General features: G+C 60.4%; 19 protein-coding genes. 4 read left to right on the forward strand and 15 right to left on the reverse strand.

Annotated elements, in window-relative coordinates; all coding sequences use genetic code 11:
• Positions 1–11: 11 nt before the first annotated feature.
• From RBB76_RS15935 to RBB76_RS15965, 7 genes are all read right to left on the reverse strand, one after another.
• Positions 12–779, reverse strand: coding sequence for an SDR family NAD(P)-dependent oxidoreductase (locus RBB76_RS15935; protein ID WP_429629824.1), 768 nt, complete (start codon positions 777–779; stop codon positions 12–14).
• Between the two features lie 29 nt (positions 780–808).
• Entirely contained in the window at positions 809–1,645 is an 837-nt protein-coding gene (locus RBB76_RS15940; protein ID WP_429629823.1) for a PASTA domain-containing protein, read from the reverse strand.
• Between the two features lie 174 nt (positions 1,646–1,819).
• Complete coding sequence (locus tag RBB76_RS15945; RefSeq protein ID WP_429629822.1) at positions 1,820–4,141, reverse strand: TonB-dependent receptor; 2,322 nt, start codon at positions 4,139–4,141, stop codon at positions 1,820–1,822.
• 108 nt (positions 4,142–4,249) lie between these two features.
• Positions 4,250–4,630 (reverse strand): hypothetical protein, encoded by a 381-nt coding sequence (locus RBB76_RS15950; protein WP_429629821.1) that lies wholly within the window; start codon positions 4,628–4,630, stop codon positions 4,250–4,252.
• Positions 4,631–4,688: 58 nt separating this feature from the next.
• The gene (locus RBB76_RS15955) at positions 4,689–6,302 is read right to left on the reverse strand and encodes a Na+/H+ antiporter (RefSeq protein ID WP_429630319.1); all 1,614 of its coding nucleotides are present in this window, start codon (positions 6,300–6,302) and stop codon (positions 4,689–4,691) included.
• A 146-nt stretch (positions 6,303–6,448) separates the two neighbouring features.
• Complete coding sequence (locus RBB76_RS15960) at positions 6,449–7,903, reverse strand: cation diffusion facilitator family transporter (protein ID WP_429629820.1); 1,455 nt, start codon at positions 7,901–7,903, stop codon at positions 6,449–6,451.
• 30 nt (positions 7,904–7,933) lie between these two features.
• On the reverse strand, positions 7,934–9,289 hold the full coding sequence (locus tag RBB76_RS15965; RefSeq protein ID WP_429629819.1) for an MFS transporter: 1,356 nt from the start codon (positions 9,287–9,289) through the stop codon (positions 7,934–7,936).
• Positions 9,290–9,435: 146 nt separating this feature from the next.
• Between RBB76_RS15965 and RBB76_RS15970 the strand changes: the two genes are divergently transcribed.
• Positions 9,436–9,930 (forward strand): nuclear transport factor 2 family protein, encoded by a 495-nt coding sequence (locus RBB76_RS15970; protein ID WP_433963440.1) that lies wholly within the window; start codon positions 9,436–9,438, stop codon positions 9,928–9,930.
• Between the two features lie 4 nt (positions 9,931–9,934).
• Here the strand turns inward: RBB76_RS15970 and ubiE are convergent, their stop codons facing one another.
• The 3 genes from ubiE to aroB are packed head-to-tail and all read right to left on the reverse strand — an operon-like array spanning position 9,935 to position 12,449.
• Positions 9,935–10,705, reverse strand: coding sequence for a bifunctional demethylmenaquinone methyltransferase/2-methoxy-6-polyprenyl-1,4-benzoquinol methylase UbiE (gene ubiE, locus RBB76_RS15975; RefSeq protein ID WP_429629817.1), 771 nt, complete (start codon positions 10,703–10,705; stop codon positions 9,935–9,937).
• 8 nt (positions 10,706–10,713) lie between these two features.
• Complete coding sequence (locus RBB76_RS15980) at positions 10,714–11,334, reverse strand: hypothetical protein (RefSeq protein WP_429629816.1); 621 nt, start codon at positions 11,332–11,334, stop codon at positions 10,714–10,716.
• The gene (gene aroB, locus RBB76_RS15985) at positions 11,331–12,449 is read right to left on the reverse strand and encodes a 3-dehydroquinate synthase (RefSeq protein ID WP_429629815.1); all 1,119 of its coding nucleotides are present in this window, start codon (positions 12,447–12,449) and stop codon (positions 11,331–11,333) included. The genes RBB76_RS15980 and aroB overlap by 4 nt, the downstream gene beginning before the upstream one ends.
• A gap of 164 nt (positions 12,450–12,613) precedes the next feature.
• On the opposite strand from aroB, the gene nadB reads away from it, so the two are divergent.
• Both nadB and RBB76_RS15995 read left to right on the forward strand, forming a co-directional pair.
• Entirely contained in the window at positions 12,614–14,185 is a 1,572-nt protein-coding gene (nadB, locus tag RBB76_RS15990) for an L-aspartate oxidase (protein WP_429629814.1), read from the forward strand.
• Positions 14,169–14,462, forward strand: coding sequence for a hypothetical protein (locus RBB76_RS15995; RefSeq protein WP_429629813.1), 294 nt, complete (start codon positions 14,169–14,171; stop codon positions 14,460–14,462). Before nadB ends, RBB76_RS15995 begins: the two co-directional genes overlap by 17 nt.
• A gap of 38 nt (positions 14,463–14,500) precedes the next feature.
• Here the strand turns inward: RBB76_RS15995 and RBB76_RS16000 are convergent, their stop codons facing one another.
• Positions 14,501–15,409 carry a TerC/Alx family metal homeostasis membrane protein gene (locus tag RBB76_RS16000; protein ID WP_429629812.1) on the reverse strand — a complete coding sequence of 303 codons (909 nt, stop codon included), beginning with the start codon at positions 15,407–15,409 and terminating at the stop codon, positions 14,501–14,503.
• Positions 15,410–15,550: 141 nt separating this feature from the next.
• Entirely contained in the window at positions 15,551–15,754 is a 204-nt protein-coding gene (locus RBB76_RS16005) for a hypothetical protein (protein WP_183976194.1), read from the reverse strand.
• A gap of 206 nt (positions 15,755–15,960) precedes the next feature.
• On the opposite strand from RBB76_RS16005, the gene RBB76_RS16010 reads away from it, so the two are divergent.
• Positions 15,961–16,464 (forward strand): DUF3761 domain-containing protein, encoded by a 504-nt coding sequence (locus tag RBB76_RS16010; RefSeq protein WP_429629811.1) that lies wholly within the window; start codon positions 15,961–15,963, stop codon positions 16,462–16,464.
• 51 nt (positions 16,465–16,515) lie between these two features.
• On the opposite strand, the gene RBB76_RS16015 is transcribed toward RBB76_RS16010, so the two are convergent.
• From RBB76_RS16015 to RBB76_RS16025, 3 genes are all read right to left on the reverse strand, one after another.
• Positions 16,516–17,418, reverse strand: a complete 903-nt coding sequence (locus RBB76_RS16015; protein ID WP_429630317.1) for a M28 family peptidase — start codon at positions 17,416–17,418, stop codon at positions 16,516–16,518.
• A gap of 80 nt (positions 17,419–17,498) precedes the next feature.
• The gene (gene tatC / locus RBB76_RS16020; RefSeq protein WP_429629810.1) at positions 17,499–18,287 is read right to left on the reverse strand and encodes a twin-arginine translocase subunit TatC; all 789 of its coding nucleotides are present in this window, start codon (positions 18,285–18,287) and stop codon (positions 17,499–17,501) included.
• The gene (locus RBB76_RS16025) at positions 18,280–18,801 is read right to left on the reverse strand and encodes a twin-arginine translocase TatA/TatE family subunit (RefSeq protein WP_429629809.1); all 522 of its coding nucleotides are present in this window, start codon (positions 18,799–18,801) and stop codon (positions 18,280–18,282) included. The genes tatC and RBB76_RS16025 overlap by 8 nt, the downstream gene beginning before the upstream one ends.
• Between the last annotated feature and the right edge of the window lie 209 nt (positions 18,802–19,010).

The following is a 19,010-nucleotide window of genomic DNA, read 5'->3' on the forward strand; positions in this document are numbered from 1 at the left end:
TGCCTAGCTGACTATATCCAACCGCCGTCGATGATGTGACTTTGATTAGTGATCGCTTCGCTGTCGTCGGCCGCGAGGAAGAGAACGAGGCGGGCGACGTCGTCGGGAAGGAGATGGCGTTTGAGGCATTGACGGTCAAGGACCTCTTGCTCATACTCCGGGGACATCCATAGCCGGCGTTGACGATCAGTGAGGATTGATCCGGGCTGAACGCAGTTGACGCGGATTCCCGAAGGTCCGAGATCGTGCGCGAGGGAGCGCGTCATGCCGACGATGGCGGCCTTGGCGGTGTTGTAGATGGGGAGTTGGCGGCCTGGAATGATCCATGAGATCGAACTCATGTTGATGATGGAGCCGCTTCCGGCCGCTTTCATTTGTTCGGCCACCGCTTGTGCGGCGAAGAATTGATGTCGAAGGTTGACTGCTATTCTCTGGTCCCAGTACTCCGGCGTTACGTTGACGAAGTCGTGGCGGTCGTCGCTGCCAGCGTTGTTAACGAGGACTTGAGGTGCGCCGAGATCATGGGAGATTTGTGCGATCGCGGACTGTAAGGCGAGGATGTCGGTCAGGTCGCAGCGCAGGAAGAGTGGGCGGTGCTTGCTGTGGGGGGCGAGGCGCTCGACCAGTTCGAGAGATGGCTGCTCTGCTATATCGAGAAAAGCGACCTTTGCGTGTTGGGAGGCGAAGTGTTCGACGAGGGATGCGCCGATACCCGAGCCGCCGCCGGTGATGAGGATGACACGGTCTTTCAAGCTGGGGTATGCGGCGAAGTTCGACATTGACTGGACCTTTGATGCGAGCTTTGAGGTTAGTCGGTGAGGGTGATGTGGACGGGGTCGCCTTTGACGACGCGATGGCCGGCGGGTGGGGTTTGGGCGATGACGGTGCCGATGGTGGAGACGGGGTGCGCGATCGGTTCGGCGGAGGATAGGGTAGTTGCGCTGGGTGGGGATTGGGCGGTGAGGGGAGCGACCGGTGAGGTTGAGCTGAGGTTGAGGTCTTCGGCGCTGGCGATGTGGAGGCCGGAGGATGCGGCGCGGGCAGCGGCTCCGGCCAGGGTGAGGCCGGCGAGGGAGGGCATGACGAAGGCCTGAGGAGAGGTGGTCTGTTCGGGGTCGCTGAGGAGGAGGCTGACGCGTGGGCGGTCGACTCCAACGGCGTTGGGGGCGGGGGTTTGAGCGATGACGACGCCGGGTTCTCCGGGGGCGGCGATGTGGGAGACGGTGCCGAGTTCGAGGCCGAGGCGACGGATGTTGATGGTGGCGGTGCGTTCGGATTGGCCGATGAGGTCCGGGATGGCGACTTGTTGGGCGCCGAGACTTTCGGTGATGCGGACGGGCCAGTCGCGGCGGACGGTGAGGCCGGGGGCTGGGGATTGGGCGAGGACGCGGCCGGGTGGGGTGTTGGGGGAGTAGAAGCGGTTTTCGAGGGTGAGGACGAGGCCGAGGGAGCTGGTTTTTTTGCTGGCTTCGGAGATGGTGAGGTTGGTGAGGTCGGGAACTTTGACCTCGTGGCCGTGAATGGCGAGACGCATGGTGATGAAGGCGGAGACGAGGGCTACGGTGAGCATCGCGAGTGCGCCCAGAACGATGTTGAAGAAGCGATTGATGCTTCGGGTGACTTTTCTGGGGAGTAGGGGAGTCATGCTTTTTTCAGAGTATAGCGGAGGGGTGGGTTGGAGACTGTGCTACGCACTGGTCATTGCGCAAAGGAGGGCCTGTCCTGCCGGACGGGCCCACTTCGCGTGGGGCGGTCACTTCGTGACTTGTGTACCTTTTCTTTCTGGGTTTAGGTGCGTTGGGCCTCCCGTTGGTCGGTGTCAATATTTGAAGCGGTAGCGTAGTTCGCCGAAGATCTCTCGGGGGTCGTTGAAGTGGAAGCCGCCGAAGGTGAGGCTGTTGTCTAGGAGGACTCGGCGGTTGGCTACGTTGGTGGCGGTGATGGAGGCGGTTAGTTTTTCGGTGAAGGTTTTGCCGATCGAGAGATCGAAGGTGGTGTGTTGGGGAAGGTAGGGGTTGGGGTAACGTGGGTCCGCTGGTGGGCCGTTGGGGTCGAAGCCGCCGTTGGTGAAGCCGGAGCCGTAGTAGACGTTGGTGGAGGCGGTGGTGCGCCAGGGGAGGGTGGCGTTGAAGCCTACGTTGAGGGTGTTGCGCTGGTCGTGATCGACGGCGGTGTAGCCGGGGTCGACGTCGCACTCGGCTGAGGTGGGAGGAGAGCAGATGAGGCCGCCGGTGATGGCGCCGCGCTGCTCGGCGATCTGGTTGGAGTAGGCGAGATGGAACTGACCGACGTGACCGATGCGTGGGCTGCGGAGGGTGAGCTCCCAGGCGCGGATGAGGGCGCCGTCGACGGTGACGGGAAAGTAGATGCTGGAGTCGCCGATGTTGGAGTGGTCGAGGAAGTTGTTGACGCGGGTTTTGAAGGTGTCGGCGTCGAGGAGCCAGCCGCGGTAGGGGATTTGTACGCCGAATTGATGCTCTTCGTCGCGTTCGCCGTGGAGCGGGGCGAAGCTGGTGCCGGAGCTGAGGGCGAAGTTCTGGAGGTTGCAGGTGCCGTCGGCGATGGAGGTGGCAGAGCAGCCGAAGGTGAGCAGAGGCGGGGGTTGGTAGAAGCGGCCGTAGAAGCCGCGGAAGACCCAGTTGAGTTTGGGAATGCGGAGGGCTACGCCGAAGCGTGGTGCGGTGTAGTTCTCGGTGAACTCGCCTTGGAAGTGAGTTTGGCGCAGGCCGGCGATGAGGGTGAGCCACGATGTGGGTTTGTAGTTGTCGGAGATGAACTCTTCGATGACGCCGCCGGAGGCTGAGTCGGGCGTGAGGAAGGGAGCGGTGCCGCTGCCGTCGTTGAAGATGGCGCCGAAGAGGTAGTTGTCGTGCTGGCCGAAGGAGTAGAAGCCTGCCTGGATGGTGTTGCGGGCTATTTCGGTGGTGATGTTGGCTTGTGCTCCGGCGTAGGTGGAGCTGCGGTCGGAGGTGGTGGCTACGGGGATGTCGTTGGGGTTGGATTCGTAGTCGGCGCGGTTGTAGTGGAAGAAGGGCGAGACCTGGAGGACGGTGGCGGGGTTGAAGGTGTGAAGCCAGGAGAAGGCAGCGACGGCGTCGGTTTCGTGCTGGCCGTCGCGGAGTCCGCTGGATTGGAACTGCTGGTTGCCGGGGCTGTTGGGGTCGGGATCGTAGGGGATCTGAAAGTAGTCGGCGCGGAGCTGGGTGATGAGGCGGAGCTGGTCTTTCGGGGTGCGGTTGTAGAGCAGAGATGCGAAGCCGCCGTAGCCGTTGGTGGCGTCGTGGATGACGACTCCTGTGGGTGGGGAGAGGCCGTAGTCGCTGCGGTTGCCGTTGAGGCTGGCGTAGTAGGCGAACTTTTCTGTGTGGTCACCGAAGTTGAGTTGGTCGTTGGTTTGGAGGAAGCTGCCTGCGCTGAGGATGAGCTCGGCCTGGCGGTTGCGCTCGAAGCCGGTGCGGGGGACGACGTTGAAGACTCCGTAGGTGCGGTCGCCGACGTCGGAGGTGTAGCTGCCGCGTTGGATCTCGATGTAGTCGATGTCTTTGGGGTCGATCTGCGCGCCGAGATTGCTGGCGATGTTGGTGTTGGGGATTTGCACGCCGTCGAGGAGCCAGGAGACCTGGTGGCCGCCGCGCATGTGAAGCATGTCGTGGGTGATGTAAGCGCCGGGGACGTAGTCGGTGATCATGGCGAGGGAGTTGGTGCGGTCGGCGCCGGGGGTTTGGGTGATGTCTTCGCGACTGACTAGAGTGGTTGGGGTGACGGTGTTGATGTTGGCAGTGTTGGCGTCGGTGGTGACGGATGTCGTTTGTTCGACGGTGCCGAGGTGGAGTTCGATGTGGAGGATTGGTGCGGTGTCGGAGGCTAGGGTGAGGGTTTGTTTTGCTGTGTCGAAGCCGGGTTGCGAGATGGTGATGGTGTAGTCGCCGAGGGGGAGGGATGGGATGGTGAAGGAGCCGTCCTGCGCGGTGGTGGTGGATTTGGTGAAAGCGGAGTTGGTGGCGTGGAGTTCGATGTGGGCGTTGGCGATGGGGCGGTGCTGGGGGTCGTGGACGACGCCGTGGAGTTGGCTGAAGATGGTGGCTCGAGCTGTGACGGCGCTGAGGAATGACAGGAGACAGAGTAGAGCAAGCTTGCGCATGGGATTTTCCTCGTCAGAGTGCTGACGGAGTTGAAGCTGCGGAACGGGACGGCAGCACGACGTGCTCTCGCGAATGGCGGGAGGTATGTCGGCTGCTGGTCGGGTCGCTTAGAGGGAGTAGGAGGGAGGGCCGCGCTTTTGGCGGGAGCGATCGAAGGCTACGCGGGCGCGGGCTTCGGTCTGGGTTGTGACGGAGGGGTGGCTGACGATCTCTGCAAAGATGAGGGAGGCAGTGTGGGACGAGAGATCTCCGTGCTGAATCTGGGTGACGGCCGCTGGGTAGGAAGGGCACTTTTGCGGGATCGTCGAGACGTTGTGATTCGAGCTGGAGGACTCTGTCTGGTCCATGTTCATCATGCAGTGATGTGCGCCGTTCCGTCTGCAACAGGCCGGGAGCTTCGCTGCGGTGCTGGCGGTGAGAGCCAGCAGCGGCGAGATCAGCGGTGCGCTGAAGAGGAGAAGTAGCGTGATACCGATTAGGCGTCGCACGGTTTCATTGTAGCGGAGAAGTGTTGGCGGGATGTCATGGCTTTGTTCGGGATATTGATCAATGAAAGGTCATCGAGCCGGTATGCATCCGGCTCTCCGCCAGGTCGAGCTCGCGTTGCAGGGTCCGCAGGACTTCGTCGTCGATCTCGTCTTCGTTGCGCAGCCGGATGAGTGCATCACGCTCTGCTTGCAGTGCAATGAGAACGGCTTCGTTTCGCTGAGCGAGGTTCCTTCCTGTCGCCGTATGTTCCCGTTCCGGAGGAATGGCATCCAAACGATGTTGATATTGATCGATCAACTCCTGAAAGATGGCGGAGGTGTCGCGATTCTTAGACCGTGCGCGATGCAGATGCATGATTGCCTCGGTAGCCAGGACACGCCGAGCCTCCTGCTCTTCCTGAGTTGAGCGCCCTGAGTCGGAGAGGCCCATGATCCGAATCAACCAAGGGAGCGTAAGTCCCTGGACGATCAGAGTCGCGACGATGAGGCAGAACGCAAGATAGATGATCATGCTCCTTTGAGAGAAAGTCCTGCCTCCGGGGAGCATGTAAGGAAGAGACACTGCGGCGGCGAGAGAGAGTACGCCGCGCATGCCTCCCCATCCGATGATGAAGACGCGTCGTGGTTGGGGTGGGTCTGGTTGGAGTTTTTGAACCCAGCGCCTTACGGCGTAGGCGAGATAGGTTTCGGCGAAGACCCAGGCCATGCGGAGTGCGATGATGGCCGCGGAAAATCCGATGCCGTACTCGAGCAGCACGGTATGGCGGATGCCGACGATTTGCCCGATGACATAAGGGAGTTGGAGTCCGATCAGAACGAAGACGATGCCGTTGAGGATGAAGGTGAGTGCGTCCCAGACGGCGGTGGCCTGCAGGCGTACCTGAGAGGACATATACTCCGGGCTTTTGCGGCTCATGTACATGCTGCATGCGATGACAGCCATCACCCCGGAGACGTGGAGACGGGTGCCAAGGAGGTAGGCGCCGTAGGAAGCGAGGATGCTGATGACGATCTCAATGGGACCGTCGTCAACCCACTTTTCGAACCACGCGATGATGGCTCCGATGGCCAGACCGACGGCTACGCCTCCGCAAGTAAGAAAGACCAATTGGCCGATTCCTTCAATGAGGGAGGGCGTTCTTCCGTTGAGCAGGATAGTCAAACCGAATTGCAGGGCGAGAAGGCCGGTGCCGTCGTTGACGAGACTTTCGGCTTCCAGGATATCGACGATACGCTGCGGAAGTCCGACTCTTCGCGCGATGGATGTTGCTGCGATCGCGTCTGTAGCGGCAACTACGGCGCCGAGGAGGACACCTGATCTCCAATCGAATCCGGGGAGAAGAGAACCTGCGGCCCACGCAAGCCCGAAGATAGTGAAGAGAACGAGGCCGACGGCGAGCATGGCAATGCTGACGAAGTTTCGTTGGAACTCTCGCCAGGAGAGAGTCCATGCAGCCGAGTAAAGCAGTGGAGGAAGGAAGACGAGAAAGACCAGGTTCGGATCCAAGCCGATGCGCGGCATGCCGGGTAAGAAGCTCAAGATGAGTCCAGCGACGACGAGCAGGATCGGATAGGGCACTTTCAGTTGTCGGGCGAGGCCGGCGAACACGACCACGAAGACGAGGAGCAGGAGGAAAACACCTTCTTCGGCCTGTACTCCAGCACCCGTCATAGAGCGCAACCCCGGGTCCGACGGTTGTGCTGTGGGATATGCGCGCTGAGAGAGGCGGAGGGCATGGAGGTATTATCTCGCGCAAACTCTGCTGCCGATGAAGAGGTTTATGATGAGGGTTTTCGATTGACAGCGAGTGAAGGAGACTAGCGGCGGTTGTCGGTGGCGGGCTCGGGATGGATGAGGAGGCGGGAGACTTCGGGGCAGTCTATTTTGAAGGCGTTTTCGAGGGCGGTGATGGTCTCGTGGACGCGCGACATGGGGAGATCGTCGGGGAGAGTGCAGTGACAGTTGACCTGGATGCGGTCGGCGCCGTTGTTGTGGGCGCGGGTGACGAAGACTTCGTGAATGTCGAGGATCTCGGGGAAGGCCTGGGCGCAACGGCGGAGACGGACTTCGAGTTGGCGGTCGCGTTCGGCTGAGGCTGGGCGCTCGATGGTTGCGGGTTCGCTTTCGATGTGGGTGAGGATGGTGGAGATCTCGGGTACTTCGCGGCGGATCTCTGATTCGAGTTGGGTGACGAGCGCGTGGGCGGCGCTGAGAGACATCTTTTCGTCGACTTCGAGGTGCTGCTCGACGTGGAGGGTGTGGTTGTACTCCTGAACGCTGACGTCGTGGATGGCGAGGTTGGAGCGGGCGGCGACGGCGCGGATGCGGTCGTGGAGGCTTTCGGCGGTGTCGGCGGTGGGGATGGAGTGGACGACGACGTCGGCGCCCGGGAGATGGCGGCGGACGGCGGCGGTGGCGGCCATGGTGATCTGCTCGGAGCGCTGGAAGGTGAGATTGCGGGGGAGGCCGAGGGTTAGATCGGCGAAGTAGTTAGGACCGGAGCGGCGGGTGCGGATGCGGTCGACGGAGAGGACGCCGTCGATGGCAGCTACGTCGCGCATCATGTCGTCGGTCTGGGCGCGGGTTTCGATGGGGGTGGCGTCGGTGAGGGCGTCGATGGTGCGGCGGGCGAGGGTCCAGGTGACGTGGAGGATGATGCCGGCGACGATGATGGCGGCGATGGGGTCGGCCAGTTCGAGTTGGGAGATCTGGTAGCGCTCGCCGATAAAGCTGGCGGCGAGGCCGATGAGGACGGCGATGGAAGACCAGATGTCAGTGCGGAAGTGGATGGCATCGGCTTCGAGGGCTTCGCTTCGGGTCTCGGCGGCGATGCGGTGGAGCTTGCGGGAGCGGGTGTAGTCGACGGTGATGGAGAGAAGGAGGGCGAGGAAGGGCCAGATGGAGAATTTGAGTGCGAGATGTTCTCGATGAGCGATGCGGTGGATGGCTTCGGTGAGGATCCAGACGCAGGAGCCGAGCATGAGGACGGATTCGATGGCGGCAGAAAGGCTTTCGATCTTGCCGTGGCCGTAGGCGTGGTCGGCGTCGGCGGGGCGGTCGGAGACCTGGACGGAGAAGAGGGTGATGCCGGCGGCGATGAGGTCGATGCCGGAGTGGGCGGCTTCGGAGAGCATGCCGAGGGAGCCGGTGAGGATGCCGGTGAGGAGTTTGAACAAGGTTACGGCGAAGGCGGCGATGACGGAGAAGAGCGCGGCGGAGCGCTTCTCGCTGTGAGGGGTTGCGGCTTGTTCTGGCTGGGCCGTTGTACTCATCAAGAAGATGGTACAGGGTTTTGGAGGGGGTTAGGTTTTGAGTAGACGGCGACGGGTTTCGGCGCGGAGGTAGAACATGATGGCGGCGCCGAGGAGCATCGGGAGACACATAAAGAAGAGACCACGCTGATAGTCGCCGGTGAGGTCTTTTGCGAAGCCGACGAAGTAGGGTCCGAGGAAACCGCCGATCATGCCGATCATGTTCATCGTCGCGATGCCTGCGGCGGCGGATCGTCCTTGAAAGAAGCTTCCGGGGAGAGACCAGAGGGGTCCCTGCATGGCGTTGTAGGCGATGATGATCGTGCCGATGGAGGCTACGACACTGATTGGATTTGTCGAGAGACTGCAGGCGAAGAAGCCGGCGGAGATGAGAAAGGCCCATGGGATGACGTGCATGTAGCGTGGGTAGTTGCTTTCGGGCGTGCGGCATTGGACTCGGTCGGAGTAGATGGCGTTGAGCAGCATGGAGGCTGCGCCGAGAAGACTGAGTGCGGCGATGATGTAGCCGACTTTTGAAGTGTTGAGGTGGGTTGCGCGTTGGATGATGTCGGGAGCGACATAGGTGTAGGCGTAGGAGGAGCCGAGCATCAACAACATGAAGATACCGACCTGCCAGACGCGCGGGTCGAGGAGGGCAGCGCCGAGGGCGTGGCTGTTCTCGCCGACGAGGGATGGGTCGTTGCGGACGTGATGGATGATCCAGGTGCGTTCGTCTTCGGTGAGCCACGTGGCTTGCTGCGGGCCGTCAGGGAGGAGGAAAAGGAAGACTATGCCGAGGAGAATTGCGGGGATGCCTTCGACGAGGAAGAGCCATTGCCAGCCGCGAAGGCCTAGGTGGCCGTCGAGGTTGAGGAGTGGGCCTGCGATGAGGCCTGTGACGACGGAGCTGAGCGGGAGTGAGATGTAGAAGCGGCTGATGGCGCGGGCGCGAAGCTCCTGGGGGAACCATTGCGTGAGGTAGAAGATGACGCCGGGGAAGAATCCGGCTTCGGCGACGCCCAGGAAGAAGCGTGCGGTGTAGAACTGCCATGGGGTGCGGACGAAGAGCATGGCGATGGCGATGATTCCCCAGGTGACCATGATGCGGGAGAGCCAGCGGCGGGCTCCGAAGCGATAGAGCAGGAGGTTCGAGGGGATTTCGCAGGCGGCGTAGCTGAGGAAGAAGAGGCCTGCGCCGAATCCGTAGACGGTGGCGCTGAAGTGGAGGTCGCGGTTCATCTGGAGAGAGGCAAAGCTGATGTTGACGCGGTCGATGTAGGCTGCGCCGTAGCCGAGGGCGATGAGAGGGATCAGGTGGCGGGTCGCTTTGCGCATGGCGGATGCGCCGATGGCCGCATCATTTGAGACTAGAGGGCCGTCGATGGTCTGCTGCGGAATGGATGCCATTGAAGTTCCGTCTGGTTGGGCCGGTGAACGTACGATTGAGGGCTGGGGAACTGAGGGGAATATACCACTGGAGATGATGATGGAGAGTGCGGGTCTTGTTGTATCGTCGCGTGATTGGATAAAAGATTCGGGAGGGTTCGATGTTGATGAGAGTTCGAAGTATTTTTGCTGCGAATGTGCTGGCGATTGTGCTTGCCTTTGCTGTTAGAAGCTCCAGCGGTCAAGAGAGAGCGCTGAGTGCGGATCAGACGCGGGTTGTCGATACGGTGAAGGAGATCTTTGCGGCGGCTGCTGTGGATGATCTTGCGAAGTTTCATGCGGTGGTGGGGCCTGGGTTTTATCTCTACGATGCGGGGGCGCGATTTGATGGGGACGCGATCATGACCTTGATTAAGGCGGAACATGCGAAGGGCAGACGGTATGAGTGGAATGTTACGGAGCCCGATGTGCATGTGATGGGAGATGCGGCTTGGATTGCTTATGTGAATAAAGGTGGCGTGACCGATGCGTCTGGAACGGTGCCGCAACAGTGGCTTGAGTCGGCGTTTCTTGAGAGGCGGGGTGGGGTTTGGAAGATTGTGTTCATGCATAGTACCCGCGTGCCTGCGGCTCCGCCGGCTTCGACTGTGTCGATGCGATAGTTCGTCAGGGTTTGGTGGCGTGGTAGAGGCCGGCGGTGCCGAAGGTGTAGCTGGTCCAGGTGGCGTTGGTGAAGCCGGCGGTTTTCATGAGTTGAAGCATGCGCGGGGGACGGGGGAAGCGTTCGACTGAGGCGGGGAGATAGCTGTAGGCTGCGCGTTTGCCGGAGATGAGGCCGCCTAGCCGGGGGAGGATGGATTTGAAGTAGAGATTGTAGAGTGCGCCGGTGAGGCCTTCGGGCTGGTTGGCTTCGAGGATGCCGAGCTGGCCGCCGGGGCGAAGGATGCGGTGGAGTTCGGCGAGGCCTTCTTCGTAGTTGGCGAGATTGCGGAAGCCGAAGGCGGAGGTAACGAGGTCGATGGAGGCGTCGGCGATGGGGAGGTGGAGGGCGTCGGCTTCGATGGGGACGATGTTGTGGGGGGCGAACTTCTCTGCGCCGCGGGAGAGCATCTGGTGGGAGAAGTCGACGGCGAGGATTGGGGCGGTTTCGGGGGTGTGCGGGCGGTGCTGGTAGAGTGCCATGGTCATGTCGCCGGTGCCGCAGCAGAGGTCGAGAGCGACGGCTTCGGGATGTTGCAGGATTGGGCGGAAGAGTTTGGCGGTGCGGTTCCACCAGTAGCGGTCGATGCCGACGGAGAGGAGGTGGTTGGCGCGGTCGTAGGTTGGGGCGATGGTGTCGAACATCTGCTGGACGGAGGTGGCGGCGGCTTGCTCGGTAGTGATGCCGGCGGGGCGGGCTCCGGTGGAGCGTTCGTGTTCGGGGACACCTTGGTTCATTGCTGTTACTACCTCGGAGAATTACCGCTCATCAATGCTGCGACAAGTCTCTTTTGATCTCTTGCTGCCCAATCGTCTCGAGCGGCAAGTTCAATAGATCGTTTCTGTAGCAGAGTATTTGCCTGTTCCTGCCTTCCGGCCAGGTTGTAGAGGATTGGCAGTCTATCTATCGCCGACGCGCGGTCTGTGAATTGAAATTGCTCTTGCGCCTCTATGACCGCTTCTAAACTTGAGAATTGATTCATAAACGGCAAGCCGTATAGGGCGACGGCGGTGACTATTTCCTTTGCCTTTGCCTCCACATCGTTAGGACTATGAAGAGAAATCACCCATTCCAAGTAGCGCCGCTCCGGCATTAGGTACCCAATGGAGGAACGAAACGTACCTTCGCGGTGTTCTGGGATTATTTTCTTTATGAAGTTCTCTACGGGATCGAATGCCAAACCAACCACCGGGTTGACCCCTATTCCACTGATATTCTTCCTGGCGATATTTAATCCGCACCAACCTAAGCGATCTTTATCAATTCGCTTACTAAAACGGTGCTTTTGTTTCTCAAATCCGAGTGCACGTAATCCCGCACTGACCGCCGTCGTAATTTCGAGTTCAAGCTGCTGAGTTGGCGTCATATGGCTTGCTCTTGGCCGCGCATGAGGGTGAGCATGTGATTTGTGGCGGCTAAGAGTTCGGGCTCGGTTACGTTGCGGACGATTTGTACTTTGCCGATGGCGGTGGGGAGGATGAAGGAGCGGATGCCGCTGCGGTTTTTCTTGTCTCGGCTGGTTAGGGTTACTAGTTTTTCTGCGGTGGCTTTGAAGGTGGGAAGCGGGCCGTAGCGGAGGATGAGTTTGGTGATGCGCTCGGCGTCTTTGGGCTTGATGGTTTTGCGTGCGATGGCTACGTTGAGCGCGGCGATCGAGCCCCAGGCTACGGCTTCGCCGTGGAGGAGCTGCTGGTAGTTAGTGGCGGCTTCGATGGCGTGGCCGATGGTGTGGCCGAAGTTCAGGATCATGCGGAGGCCGGACTCTTTTTCGTCTTTGCTGACTACGTCGGCTTTGACGCGGACGGATGCGGCTACTACCTTCGTCAGGGCTTTGGTGTCGGCGTTCTTCTTTGTGTTGAGGATGGCTGCGGGGTTCTGTTCCATGAAGCGGAAGAGTTTGGCGTCGTAGATGATTCCGGCTTTGATGGATTCTTGGAGGCCGGCGCGTAGCTCGGCTGGAGGCAGGGTGCGGAGGAGGTCGGTGTCGGCTAGGACGGCCTGGGGGTGGTAGAAGCTGCCGATGAGATTTTTGCCTGCGGCGAGATTGACGCCGGTTTTGCCGCCGATGGAGGAGTCGACTTGCGCTAGGAGCGTAGTGGGGATTTGGACGTAGCGGATGCCGCGCATGTAGATGGCGGCGAGGAAGCCGGTGATGTCGCCGATGACGCCGCCACCGAAGGCTAGGAGGAGTGAGTCGCGGTCGGCCCCGGCGGTGGCGAGTTGCTGGGCGAGGGATTCGACGCTCGACATGCGCTTGTGGCGCTCGCCCGCGGGGTGGAAGAGGACGGTTGGAGGCTCTTTGAATGAGGCGAGGAAGGGCTTGGACCAGAGGGCCCAGATGTTGGGAGAGGTGACGATGAAGGGGCGGTAGGGTTTGCTGGGGATTAGCTTGCTCAGGCGTGGATGGAGCGTGCGAAGGAGGCCGGAGGCGATGGTGACGTCGTACTTTGCGGAGGGCGTGTTGACTGGGATGACGGGCACTGTGTGTTTATCGTATCGCAGGTGATTTCGGAGAACGTGTCATCTTGTCCTGCCGGACGGGCCCGCTGCGCGCGGAGCGGGCGTTTGCACGCCTTTTTAACTTGTGTTGGGAGGTCGACAGTCGCGGGCCTCCCGTTGGTCGGCTAATGAACTAGCATTGAGGTATGGAACGGTTTGATTTTCTGGTTATTGGGGCAGGTATTGCAGGGCTTAGTGCAGCGATTCGGTTGGCAGAGACGGGCACGGTGCTGGTGGTGACGAAGGAAGAGCTGGCAGAGTCGAATACGGCTTACGCGCAGGGTGGGATCGCGGTGGCGATGGGTGGGGAGGAGGATGTCGCACTGCATCTGGAAGACACGATGGCGGCAGGCGATGGGCTGGTGAATCGCGAGGCTGCGGCGGTGCTGGTTTCGCAGGGGCCGCAGCGGGTTGAGGAGCTATTGGAGTGGGGGACAGCGTTCGATCGATATCCGAAGGACAAGAACGGGGAAGAGGGTGAGTTGATGCGGACGCGCGAGGGGGCGCATAGCTTGTCGCGGATTCTGCATGCGAATGGAGATGCTACCGGGAAGGAGATTGCCGTGTCGCTGCTGCGGCATGTGCGGGAGGGTGGATTTGGTAAGGGCACGATTGAGTTGATGGAGTGGACTACGAGTGTGGATTTGATTGTTGAAGGAGGACGCGTGGTGGGGGCCACGCTGCTTGATGGAGAGGGTGGGCTGAGGGTGGTTCGGGCTGGGGCTGTTTTACTGGCGAGTGGCGGGGCGGGGCAGGTTTATAGCGATACGACGAATCCTGCGGTTGCTACGGGGGATGGGATTGCGATGGCTTATCGGGCGGGTGCGGCGGTGAGCGATATGGAGTTTTACCAGTTTCATCCAACGGCGTTTAGTGAAGCAGGTGCTCCGAGGTTTTTGCTGAGTGAGGCGTTGCGGGGTGAGGGTGCGTATCTGGTGAATGCGAAGGGGGAGCGGTTTATGGAGCGGTATCATCCGCTGCTGGAACTGGCTCCGAGAGATGTGGTGGCGCGGGCGATTACGCGTGAGGGGATGGATGGGCCGGTGTATCTGGATATGCGGCATGTGAAGAAAGATTTGCATGCGCGGTTTCCGGGGATCTCGTCGTTTCTGACGAAGTATCGGCTGGAGTTGGGGAGGGATCTGATTCCGGTGCGGCCTGCGGCGCATTATTTGATGGGCGGGGTGAGGACGGATGTGCAGGGGAGGACATCGCTGCCGGGTTTGTATGCGGCGGGTGAGGCGGCTTGCACGGGGGTGCATGGAGCGAATCGGCTGGCGAGTAATTCGCTGCTGGAGGGGTTGGTGTTTGGGGCATTGACGGCAGAGACGATGATTGCGGAGACGGTGCGTGAGGACGGTGGCTTGGGTGTGGCACCGGCGGCTTCGAATACGGGTGTGAGTTCGGATGCGGCGACGGAGAAGTGGATCAAAGAGCTGCGGGAGTTGATGTGGAAGTACGCTGGGCTGCTCAGGGATGCGGACGGTTTGCGGCTGGCGAAGCGTGGGCTGGATGCGTTGGGTAAGGCACTCCCGAAGGGTTTGACGCGGCGAGCGGTGGAGGCACGGAATTTGCAGGTTGTGGCTGAGCTGATCGTGGCGTCGGCGTTGGGTAGGGAAGAGAGCAGGGGGGCGCACTTTCGGAATGATTTTCCGCTGCGGGGTGAGGTTGCGAAGCATTCGGTGATGCAGCAGGGGAGGCTTGAGTTTGTTGCCTGAGGTGAGTGAAGTTCGGAGTGAGCGGGATTTCCGCGTGAAGCGTGACCGGGGTTTGCAACGTTTTGTTGTATCTGCTGCGGGGGCGATGATCAGCTTTTGTGTCGTTGCAGTGGTGATTTATTACAAGATCGCGGATGTGAAGGTGAACGGTGCCTTTCATGGCGGCCCTGCTTCGCTGGCGGCGGGTATGGCTGGATTGTTTGGGGGCGGGGTCGTCGCAGTGCTGGTGCTTGTGTTTCTTTTGCGGTCGGGGAGCAGACGCGAGTTGGAGCCGTAAGCGACGACGTGGGAGTTCTTTCTGGTGGGTATTGAAGGCTATTTTTTTGAAAACAGCGAGAGGGCGATCGTTGTCCCCAGGATGACTAGGATCGTGGCGAGTGAAGTGAGCGGGCCGATCTCCAGGTGGTGGGCGGCGAGCATTTTGAAGGCGGCGAAGGCCAGGACTGCGGCGAGGCCGTAGTGAAGGAAGCGCAGCTTGGCGAGCAGGTGGGCCAGTAGGAAGTAGAGAGAGCGTAGGCCCATGACGGCCATGATGTTTGAGGTGTAGGCGAGGAAGGGGTGGCGGGTGATCGAGAGGACGGCGGGGATGGAGTCGAGCGCGAAGACGACGTCGGTGAGTTCGATGGCGATGAGTGCCAGGAAGAGGACTGTGATCATGCGCTGGCCGTTCTCGATGACGAAGAACTTGTCCTGACGAAGGCTGACGGGGTGGAGGCGGGCGAGCCAGGCGATCCAGCGTGGGGTGTGGGTCTCGTCTTTTTGGGCGCTGGGCAGGACCAGACGAATGGCGGCGATAAGCAGAATGGCGGCAAAGACGTAGCTGACCCACTCGAAGTGAGTTAGGAGGCCTATGCCTGCGGAGATGAAGGCTCCGCGCATGAGGATGGCGCCTAGGACGCCCCAGAAGAGGGCTTTGGGCTGGTGGGCGGGTTCGATTTTGAAGAGGCGGAAGAGGAGAAGAAAGAGGAAAAGATTGTCGACGGAGAGCGACTCTTCGATGGCGTAGCCTGCGAGGTATTGGGTGGCAGACAGGCTTCCCATGGAGCGGAGGACGAAGAGACCAAAGGCAAGGGCAGCGGCGACCCAGAGGATGGTGGCAGCGACGGAGGTGGATTGCGTTTTAGAGGGGCCCTGATAGCGAACGTAGAGAAGCTCGACCCCGAGGAGGACGAGAATGAAGACGTGAAAGCCTATCCAATGGCTGATTGGGGTCGCTGCGAGCATCACCCTTTGGATGCTACAGTGCGGAGCGGCGAAATGTATGTAAGGGGGCCCGGCGGAGCTGTGCTACGAGGGGAGCCGTTGGGGAGGTTCGACAGGGTGTTGACTGTCGAAGCTTGCGGCTTCACTGATTCAGGCTGCCAGCTAGCGTGCGCCGGCGACCATTGAGTAGACCGTGTAAACGATAACTGCGAGCGCCATCCACATGAGGGAGGACAGGAACAGGCTGCGCGCAATATCGATCACATGGTGGTTCTCGAGGAAACCAGTTGCGTTGGTTGGGCGAACGGTGCGGTTGGTTAGATCTCTGTAACGGTTGTGTATGTCTGCGTACGATGGTGTCTGCATGGTCCCTCCTATCGGCCAAGACTAGGGGGAGCATTAGCCAGGTACTATCCCTCGAATGCGGCAGTTTGTAACTCGTTTGGGTCACAATGGGATCTGGTTTTGATGGGAATTGTCGGTTTTCATCCGGTTTTTGATGACAGGGTAGGCCGAATGGGGTAGGATTTGGCGGTATTCGGGCCCTCTAAATCCAAGGAATGGGAGCGTTTATGAAGATAGCGAACTGTTTGATGGCGGTTGCGGCGGGGCTTGTGGGTACTCAACTGGCTATGGCCCAGGCGGCACCACCGGCGGGATCTACGGGGATGTGCAAGGACGGAACCTACTCGACGGCCGCGACTAAGCAGGGCGCCTGCCGTGGGCACCAGGGTGTAAAGGAGTGGTATGCGGCCGCTCCGGCTGCGGCGGCTACGGCACCGGCGGCTGCTCCTGCTCCCGCTCCGAAGGCTACGACTGCAGCGACTGCGCCGGCTCCTGCCGCGACGACGGCACCGGCTTCTTCTGCAAAGCAGTCACCTTCACAGAAGGCAGCGGCTCTTCCGCAGGCTGCGGGCGGCGGTCCTGGCCTGGTGTGGGTGAATACGTCGAGTAACGTCTATCACTGCTATGGGTCGGACTACTACGGGAAGACCAAGGCCGGATCCTATATGTCTGAGGCTGATGCAAAGGCCAAGGGCGCTCATCCTGACCATGGGAAGGCCTGCAGCAAGTAGTTCAACCGATCGCTGGATTTACCTTGCGCCTCTGTCGCCGATGCTCTGGCTTCAGGGGCGCTGGTTGATTAAGCGGATCATCTCGAGGACTATGTCGCCGGAGATCTGGAGGGAGTGGGCGCTGATCTTGTCGATGGTGTCCTTGTCGGTGTGGTGGTATCCGTCGGGCATGGCGTCGGTGGTGGGGCCGTAGTGGGCGTCGATCAGATCGAGGACGGGGACGCCGCGTGCCGCAAAGGGTAGGTGGTCATCTTCTTCAGCCTCACGGTATTTGAAGATGGAGGCGGAGTGGCCGGTGTTTTTGGCGGCGACTTTGAGCAGATCGAGCAGCCAGGGGGTAGAGTTCTCTACATAGTCGAGGTTGAGGTCCTTGTCGGCGATCATGTCGGCGACAAGGATGGCTTTGATTTTGGTGAGGGTGCCGTCCTGCGACCATTTGGCGGCGAGGTGGCGGGTGCCGTAAAGGGAGTCGGAGTTAGACCAGGTTTTGACTGCCTCTTCGCCGTCGTCGAAGACGAGCCAGATGGAGTAGCCCTCGGGGGGATGGGCGCGGAGGATGGTGCCGATCTCGATAAGCAGGGCAGAGGTGGCGGCACCGTCGTTGGCTCCGTAGAAGTTGATATCGCGGAGGGGATAGTTGGTCTCGTAGTGGCTGACGAGGACGATGATGCCGTCCTTTTTGCCAGGATATTTGACGATGTAGTTCGTCATCGTCTGGAGACCGGCGGGGGTGGTAGCGGTGAAGGTGTCGGTGACGAAGTTGCCCTTGGCGGCTTCGGGGGCGAAGTGCTGTTTGAGGAACTCTTCGGCTTTGGCGTGGCCGGGGGAGGCGTTGAAGCGCTTGGGGGCTACGTCGAGGAGCTGTTTGGTGAGGGTGTAGGCGGCCTGTCCGCTGAACTGCGTGGAGGCGGTTTTTTGGGCGCGGACGATTGGCGCCAGCAGAAGGAGTAGCACCGCCAAGATGAGGGATCGATGGTGCGGATGCCGTGATGGGAGAAAAAAATACTTTTGGGGGTGCCGATTCGCGGGAAGGATCATGCGGCTTTATTGGCCTCTTTGGCTTTGCGGCGTGATGGGTGAACGAAGAATGCGACACCGACTCCTAGAAAGTAGAGCACGAGCATGGGACTGGCGAAGAGGATCATGCTGAAAGGGTCGGGCAGGGGGCAGATGATGGCGGAGATGAGGAAGATTACGAGGATAGCGTAGCGAATGTGTTTGAGCAGGAACTTGGCGTCGACGATGCCGAAGAGGGAGAGAAAAAATATGAGGATTGGCAGTTCGAAGCAGATGCCCAGACCGAGGATTACGGCAAGGAAGAACTGGGTGTAGTCCTCGATGGTGAGGATGGGATTGAATTTTTTGCCGAAGTCGAGAACGAGCACTTTGATGGCGCCGGGAAGGACCCAGTGGTAGCCGAACCATGCTCCTGCGAGGAAGAGCCCAATGGTTGCGGCCATGAACGGGACGACGTAACGCTTCTCGTTGGCATACATGCCGGGCGAGATGAAGAGCCATAGCTGGTAGAGGATGAAGGGAGATGCGAGGATCGCTCCACCGAGCAGGGCGGTCTTGAGGTAGAGGTTGAGGCCGTCGGTGGGATGGGTGAAGTTGAGGGCGATGTGGAGGTCGTCGAGGGGTTTCTGGACGAATCCGTAGAGGCGCTCGTGAAAGGCGTAGGCGACGGCAAATCCGATCAGCAGATAAACCGTGGCATGGATGAGGCGTTTGCGGAGCTCGGTGAGGTGCTCCATCAGGCTCATGCCGGGGAGTTCGGCGCGGTCGCTGACTGCGCTGCGTACGCTGTCGACCAGATCAGCCATGGTGGGTGGCCTCGCTGGAGGTTACTTCATTGGGTGACTCGGAGTCGGCCGTGTGGGGGATTGAGTTGAGGACGGGCGAGAGGGCCGAGTTGCTGATGGGAAGGCCGGTAGACGGAGGCATGAGATTGAGGTCGCCGGAGGTGGCGATGGGAAGCGGCGAGGGGGCCGGAGGCGGCATATGTGGGTGGTCTTCCACCAGCTCCTGCGTGAGCTGGGCGATCCGTTCAGGAGTGACGTCTGACATGGAGTCTGTGGGGGGTGCGATGGTGTTTTCTCCAGCGGAGATGGCAAGGGTGACGGGTGCGGCGGCCTCCATGGCGGCGATCTTTTTGCGCTGTTCTTCCTGGTCGGCGACGCGGAGCTCGTCCTCCATCTGCATGCGGAATTCGTTGGAGGCACGACGGAACTCGGCCATGAGTTTTCCGAGTTGGCGGGCGAGTTCGGGCAGCTTCTTCGGGCCGAAGAGAAGCAGGGCTAGGAAGAAGATGACGGCGCTGTCCTGAAAGCTAGGCATAAGTCAGTCCCATGATACGGCTTACGAGTGGACGGAACAAATGGATGGAGCGCGTTGAGGCTGATAAAATCTCTGGTGTAGGGCCGCAGGATGATTTGAAGAAAGACGCATCCTCTGAATATGAATTGCGTCTAATTGTGAACGAGCGATCGAACTGGTCGCGAGTAGCGAAGTGGTAGGAGTTGCAACATCCCCGTGGGTTGGGTGGC

It is taken from the genome of Tunturiibacter psychrotolerans (genome assembly GCF_051013365.1).
Taxonomy (GTDB): domain Bacteria; phylum Acidobacteriota; class Terriglobia; order Terriglobales; family Acidobacteriaceae; genus Edaphobacter; species Edaphobacter psychrotolerans_A.

Excerpts from the sequence above, each read along its gene's own strand:
- RBB76_RS15935 (WP_429629824.1), bottom strand. The coding sequence starts at position 779 with ATGTCGAACTTCGCCGCATACCCCAGCTTGAAAGACCGTGTCATCCTC.
- RBB76_RS15940 (WP_429629823.1), bottom strand. The coding sequence starts at position 1,645 with ATGACTCCCCTACTCCCCAGAAAAGTCACCCGAAGCATCAATCGCTTC.
- RBB76_RS15945 (WP_429629822.1), bottom strand. The coding sequence starts at position 4,141 with ATGCGCAAGCTTGCTCTACTCTGTCTCCTGTCATTCCTCAGCGCCGTC.
- RBB76_RS15955 (WP_429630319.1), bottom strand. The coding sequence starts at position 6,302 with ATGACGGGTGCTGGAGTACAGGCCGAAGAAGGTGTTTTCCTCCTGCTC.
- RBB76_RS15960 (WP_429629820.1), bottom strand. The coding sequence starts at position 7,903 with ATGAGTACAACGGCCCAGCCAGAACAAGCCGCAACCCCTCACAGCGAG.
- RBB76_RS15965 (WP_429629819.1), bottom strand. The coding sequence starts at position 9,289 with ATGGCATCCATTCCGCAGCAGACCATCGACGGCCCTCTAGTCTCAAAT.
- RBB76_RS15970 (WP_433963440.1), top strand. The coding sequence starts at position 9,436 with ATGAGAGTTCGAAGTATTTTTGCTGCGAATGTGCTGGCGATTGTGCTT.
- ubiE (WP_429629817.1), bottom strand. The coding sequence starts at position 10,705 with ATGAACCAAGGTGTCCCCGAACACGAACGCTCCACCGGAGCCCGCCCC.
- RBB76_RS15980 (WP_429629816.1), bottom strand. The coding sequence starts at position 11,334 with ATGACGCCAACTCAGCAGCTTGAACTCGAAATTACGACGGCGGTCAGT.
- nadB (WP_429629814.1), top strand. The coding sequence starts at position 12,614 with ATGGAACGGTTTGATTTTCTGGTTATTGGGGCAGGTATTGCAGGGCTT.
- RBB76_RS16000 (WP_429629812.1), bottom strand. The coding sequence starts at position 15,409 with ATGCTCGCAGCGACCCCAATCAGCCATTGGATAGGCTTTCACGTCTTC.
- RBB76_RS16005 (WP_183976194.1), bottom strand. The coding sequence starts at position 15,754 with ATGCAGACACCATCGTACGCAGACATACACAACCGTTACAGAGATCTA.
- RBB76_RS16010 (WP_429629811.1), top strand. The coding sequence starts at position 15,961 with ATGAAGATAGCGAACTGTTTGATGGCGGTTGCGGCGGGGCTTGTGGGT.
- tatC (WP_429629810.1), bottom strand. The coding sequence starts at position 18,287 with ATGGCTGATCTGGTCGACAGCGTACGCAGCGCAGTCAGCGACCGCGCC.
- RBB76_RS16025 (WP_429629809.1), bottom strand. The coding sequence starts at position 18,801 with ATGCCTAGCTTTCAGGACAGCGCCGTCATCTTCTTCCTAGCCCTGCTT.